Source organism: Arthrobacter sp. 35/47 (genome assembly GCF_000520475.1).
Lineage (GTDB): Bacteria > Actinomycetota > Actinomycetes > Actinomycetales > Micrococcaceae > Arthrobacter_D > Arthrobacter_D subterraneus.
Genome location: NZ_KI914601.1, coordinates 3,614 through 9,309 on the forward strand (window position 1 = coordinate 3,614; position 5,696 = coordinate 9,309).

Sequence of the window (5,696 nt, forward strand, 5' to 3'; positions counted from 1 at the left end):
TTGAGTACCAGGTGCTGCTCAGCAGCACCGAGCAGGCAGCGTGGCTGCTGCGCACGCTCATCCTGGCCGACGTCGTCGTGACCGCTTTTGCGCCCGCCGGCGGCGCCCTCGAAGAGACCTACATGAGCCTGGATACGGAGCGGCAATGAGCACTGACACGGTAGAAGGAAGCCGCACGCACTCCCTCGGTTACGTGGCGGGAGTGCGCACGGTCTTCGGTCTGGAGATGAAGCAGCGGTTGCGCGGCCGCGCCTGGTACATCATGATGGCTGTCTGGTTCCTCGTAATCGGTCTGGTGTTCCTGCTGGCTACGCTGACGACGGCGGCAATGGACAGCGCCGGCCCGTTCCTGTTCGACCTGGTGGTCGGCTTTGTGCTGTTCTTCGGGTTGCTGGTGGCGCCGGGCCTGTCCGCGAATGCCATCAACGGGGACCGGACGGGCGGCACGCTTGCCATCCTTCAGGTCACGCTGCTGCGGCCGGGGCAAATTCTGTGGGGCAAATGGCTGGCCTCCTGGGTTGCGTCCCTGGGTTTCCTGGCACTCAGCTCGCCCTTCATCTTCTGGGCGCTCGCGCTCGGCGGGGTGAACCCGCTGGAGGCGATCGTGTCGCTGGCTGTGCTCGCTCTGGAACTCGGGCTGGTGTGTGCGCTGGGCGTCGGGATTTCTGCGCTCGCCGGCCGACCGCTGTTCTCCATTGTCACCACCTACATGATGGTCGCCCTGCTGGGGCTCGGGACGCTGATCGCCTTCGGTCTGAGCATGTCGCTGGTGATGGAGGAGGACGTGCAGGTTACGCAGTCCTTCTACGACTACCCGCGTGAAGCAATCGAAAGCGGACGGATGCTCACGGAGGAGGACCTCGAGTGCGTGACCAACGAGGTGATCATGCCCGTCTGGCATACCGAGCGCACGGCATGGCTGCTCGCGGCCAACCCTTTCGTGATTGTGGCGGATGCCGTGCCGTACGACCGCGACAGTCTCCAGAGCGAGCCCGACAGTTTTGGAAACACGTATCGCACGCCCGGCGTGATGGAAAGCATCAGCGCACAGGTTCGTCTGGCCCAGGCAGGCCCGGATTACGAGGTCACCTGTGAGGAAGCGCAATTCTTCGGTCCCGGTTCCCGCGACATCGAGAAGGAGCCGCTGCCGATCTGGCCGCTGGGCCTTGTGCTGCAGGGCGGTCTGGCAGCCGCTGTCCTCTGGGCAGGCCGCCGCAGGTTGGTGACTCCGGTGCGGCGTCTGGCACGCGGAACCCGTATCGCGTGAAAGCGGAGCGCGTGAACGCGCAGCGCGTGGACCCGCATCGCGTGAACGCGTATCGCGTGAACGCGTATCGCCTGAACGCGCATCGCGTGAACCGGGCTACGGGCAGGTGCACATCAGGAGACGGTGCGCCGGCCCTCGAAGGCACGGCCGAGGGTGATCTCATCTGCGTACTCGAGGTCGCCGCCCACCGGCAGGCCGGATGCCAGGCGTGTGACCTTGATGCCGATGGTCTTCAGCATGCGGACCAGATAAGTGGCTGTCGCCTCGCCCTCGAGGTTGGGGTCGGTGGCGATGATGATTTCCTGGACCTGGTCGTCGGAAAGCCGGCTCAACAGTTCCCTGATGCGGAGTTGCTCCGGGCCGATCCCGGCGATGGGATTGATGGAGCCGCCCAGCACGTGGTACTTCCCACGGAAGGAACGGGTGCGTTCAACGGCGATGACGTCCTTCGACTCTTCGACCACGCAGATCGCGGACGGATCGCGCCGTGGGTCGCGGCAGATGCTGCAGGTCTCCTGTTCAGCGACGTTTCCGCAGATGGTGCAGAACTTCACCCTCTCCTTGACGGTGACGATGGCGTTTGCGAGACGCTTCATGTCCTCGTTGTCCGACTCAAGGATGTGGAACGCAATGCGCTGCGCTGATTTGGGGCCTACGCCGGGCAGGCGTCCCAGCTCGTCGATGAGCTCCTGAACTGCGCCTTCGTACACGGGTTTGCCTTAGCTGTAGATGGTGGCGGGTGGTACCGGTCGTGCCGGGTGGTGCCGGTCGGCACCGGCTGCCCGCCGGATGCGGGCTGTCCGGTTACTGATCGAGGCTGCGTTCCTCGATCAGCCTGCCGTTGAGAATCCGCTCGATGGCCTGACGACCGACCAGTCCGGATTGCTCGATGGTTTCATCATCCGCGCTGGGAATGTCTTCCACGTATTTCAAGTCTACGGCGCCGGTCGGACGCCCCGGCGGCTGCGGACGGGACGCCTCGGCACGCGCGGCTTCATCGAGGAGCTGCCGGTAGCGGCTTGGCCGTACCGGGGCCTCCTCCTCGAAGGACGGTTCCTCAGGTCCGGGGTCCTCCGGGTCGCGCGGAGGTTCGGCGTTCAGCCAGTCGTCGTCCGCCGTGGCTGGCGTCGCCGTTGCAGGCGCCGAGGGTGCTGGCGCCGAGGGTGCTGGCGCCGGGGTTGCAGGGTTGGCGGGTGTTCGGTTGGCAGGTGTTGGGCCTGCCGGTGTTGCGGTCGGCGGTGCCTGGCCCGCCTCCGGTGATGGTTCTTGCCCTGCCTGCATGGTGGGATCTGAAGCAAGACCCGCCCGCGGCGCGCGCGATGACGGTCCTGGAACGCGAGGTGCTTGTCCAGGTGATGCGCCCGCCTGCGGGGCTTGTGCTCCGTGGCCTGCCTGTGTAGCTGGGGCTGCTCCGTGGCCTGCCTGCGGGGCTGGTGCTCCGTGGCCTGCCTGTGTAGCTGGGGCTTGTACTTTGTCCGCTTGCGGGGCCGGATCCGGCGCCGGGCCCACCTGTGGCACCGGTGTTGCCGCTACCCGAGAGCGGGGCGCTGGTTCCGGTGCTCCTGGCGCTGCCGTCGCTTGCGGTTGCGGTTGCGGTTGCGGCGCTCCGCTGGTGGGCGGGCCCCATCCATCATCCGGAGTTGTGCTGGTGGGCACGCCCTGCGGTGCTGTGCTTGAGGGCAGACCCCATCCGTCGTCGCGAGCCGAAGGGGACGGGCTATCGGTGCCGGACGAAGGGGACTGGCCGGCACGCGGCTGCTCCTGCCCCTTTGCCGGGTGGGTCCGGCTAGTAGGTACTTTTGGGTCGGGTTCACCCGCTGTCGCGGCACCGTCATGGATGGCTTCGATGGAGCAGTTCAGCCCGAGCACCTTGCTGATGGCCTGCTTCAGATTGTCCGTGTGCTGCCCGCGCTGGAATCCCAGCGCGTTGCCCTGCGACGCGAACGCCAGCGTGAGCTGGTTGTCACTGAACGAACGCGGCTTCGCATCGGCGTTGACATTCAGCCAGGTGCTGCGCTTGATGCGGGCGAGCTCGTCCATAATCTCGGGCCACGCCCTGCGGATCATTTCGATCTGTCCCGACGCCGGTGCTGACCCCTGCGGTTGGGCAGGCTGGGACGGCACGGATGAGGCCGACGCCGGAGCTGGAGCCTGCGGCTGGGTAGGCGCGGGTCCGGCTGACGGTGGCTGATCTCGTTGGGCAGGCAGGGACCCTACCGGCGCTGGTTCTTGTGCTTCCGGACGCGATGACGCATCGGTCTGGGGCTGCCAGGACACACCGGTCGGCGGCTGCGAGGACGCGGGGGCACCCTGCTGGGCCGGCTGCGTCCCGGAACGCTGCGCGGGTGCGGAAGGCGTTGTCGCCCGGGACTGCCGTTCGCCTACGTCGGGGGAGGGTGCGTCCCGCTCCGCCTGTTCCGGCGTCGATGGCTCCGGTGGCACAGCCCAACCGCCGCCCCAGTCAGCAGCTCCGGGCTGGGATGCAGGTTCTGTTGCCCGCTCGAGTTTCTCGGCCGGAGCAGGCACATCCGGCTGAGCCGCGTGCGCTGGTGCCGCGTGCGCTGGTGCCGCGGGCGCTGGCACCGCGGACGCTGGTACAGCCGGTACATCCGGCTCCGAAGCCCAATCCCGCGCCGCCGGTGCAACCGCAGCCGGTACGGCACCCGTGGAGGCACGCCCGGACCCGGACGGCGCCGCAGCGCTCCCACTCCCAGTGTCAGGAAGGCCACTGGCGTAGCTGAGCCGGCGTTCAATGCGGTCCACCCGGGCCAGCATGCCCTGCTCCGACTGGTCCGCAGCGGGCAGCAGGATGCGCGCACACAGCAGTTCAAGGTGCAGCCGTGGTGAGGTGGCGCCGGTCATCTCGGTCAGCGCCGTATTGGTGATGTCTGCGGCCCGCGACAGCTCCGCACGCCCAAGCTGCTGCGCCTGGGTGCGCATGCGGTTCAGCTGGTCATCCGGAATCCCGCGCAGGATGGCCGCAGCGGCGTCGGGAACGGCATTCACGATGATCAGGTCGCGGAACCGCTCCAGCAGGTCCTCCACGAACCGGCGGGGATCATGGCCGGTCTGGATGACACGGTCAATGGCACCGAAGACAGTGGCGGAATCGTCAGCGGCAACGGCGTCCACCACGTCGTCCAGCAGTGAGGCGTGGGTGTAACCGAGCAGCGACACCGCAAGCTCGTAGTCCAGACCGGACGCACCGGCACCGGCCATCAGCTGATCCAGGACCGACAGGGAGTCTCGAACCGATCCTCCGCCGGCACGGACCACGAGGGAGAGCACACCCGGCGCCACCGGAATGTCCTCCTGGTTGCACAGCAGTTCCAGGTAGGCCATCAGCGGCTCCGGCGGAACCAGCCGGAAAGGGTAATGGTGCGTACGGGAACGGATGGTCCCGATCACCTTGTCCGGCTCCGTGGTGGCGAAGATGAACTTGATGTGTTCCGGCGGCTCTTCGACGATCTTCAGCAGCGCGTTGAAACCCGCGCTGGTGACCATGTGGGCCTCATCGATGATGAAGATCTTGTACCGGTCCCGGACCGGAGCAAAGGTGGCGCGCTCACGCAGGTCACGTGCGTCATCGACACCGCCGTGCGAGGCGGCGTCAATCTCAATGACATCCAGGCTGCCTGACCCGTTACGGGCAAGCTCCACACAGCTGTCACAGGTGCCGCAGGGGACAGGCGTGGGGCCCTGTGCACAGTTGAGGCAGCGGGCAAGGATGCGTGCAGAAGTGGTCTTGCCGCAGCCGCGCGGACCGGAAAAAAGATAGGCGTGATTGACCCGGTTCTTCGAGATCGCCGTCATCAGGGGCTCGGTGACGTGCTCCTGACCAATGACGTCGGAGAAGGTCTCCGGACGGTACCGGCGGTAAAGGGCTGTACTCACAGAAGAACTCTATCCGGTGGGTGGAACAGGGGCGGCATCGGTGGAGGACAGGTCCGCAGGGTCCACGATCCATGGTTCACGAGGCAGCCGGGAAGGATCAAATGCAGCGAGCGCAGCGTCCAGCGAATCACCCGGCAGGTCGAGTGAACGCAGGATCACCGCACGGATGTCCGCCACCTGCCAGCCCGCAGCAGTGAGCGCCTCGAGAGTGACTGCACCGTCCCGCTTGGCCAGCCGGCGTCGTTCCGGGTTCAGCGCCAGCGGAACATGTCCGTACTCCACAGGCGGCAGACCGAGGAGCGATCCGAGGTAGGCCTGCCGCGGTGCCGAGCTCAACAGGTCATCGCCGCGGACAACCTGGTCGACGCCCTGCTCGGCATCGTCCACAACAACGGCGAGGTTGTAGGCGGGCACTCCGTCATTGCGGACCACCACAAAGTCGTCAACGGCACCCATGTAGGGCCCGTGAAGCAGGTCGTGAACTTCATAAAGCCCGACGTCGGCACGCAGCCTCAGCGCGGCCGGCCGCTCCCGG

4 protein-coding genes are annotated in these 5,696 nt (G+C 66.7%); 1 reads left to right on the top strand and 3 read right to left on the bottom strand.

Features of this window, described 5'->3' with window-relative positions; all coding sequences use genetic code 11:
* Positions 1-145 precede the first annotated feature (145 nt).
* Entirely contained in the window at positions 146-1,267 is a 1,122-nt protein-coding gene (locus X803_RS0110065) for an ABC transporter permease (RefSeq protein WP_026545039.1), read from the top strand.
* Positions 1,268-1,380: 113 nt separating this feature from the next.
* Here the strand turns inward: X803_RS0110065 and recR are convergent, their stop codons facing one another.
* The 3 genes from recR to X803_RS22775 all read right to left on the bottom strand — a co-directional run.
* The gene (gene recR, locus X803_RS0110070; protein WP_026545040.1) at positions 1,381-1,977 is read right to left on the bottom strand and encodes a recombination mediator RecR; all 597 of its coding nucleotides are present in this window, start codon (positions 1,975-1,977) and stop codon (positions 1,381-1,383) included.
* Positions 1,978-2,071: 94 nt separating this feature from the next.
* Positions 2,072-5,161 (bottom strand): DNA polymerase III subunit gamma and tau, encoded by a 3,090-nt coding sequence (locus X803_RS0110075; protein ID WP_035778542.1) that lies wholly within the window; start codon positions 5,159-5,161, stop codon positions 2,072-2,074.
* A 9-nt stretch (positions 5,162-5,170) separates the two neighbouring features.
* Positions 5,171-5,696 (bottom strand): glutamate--tRNA ligase family protein (locus tag X803_RS22775; RefSeq protein ID WP_253907442.1); only part of this gene is annotated, 526 nt, incomplete at its 5' end.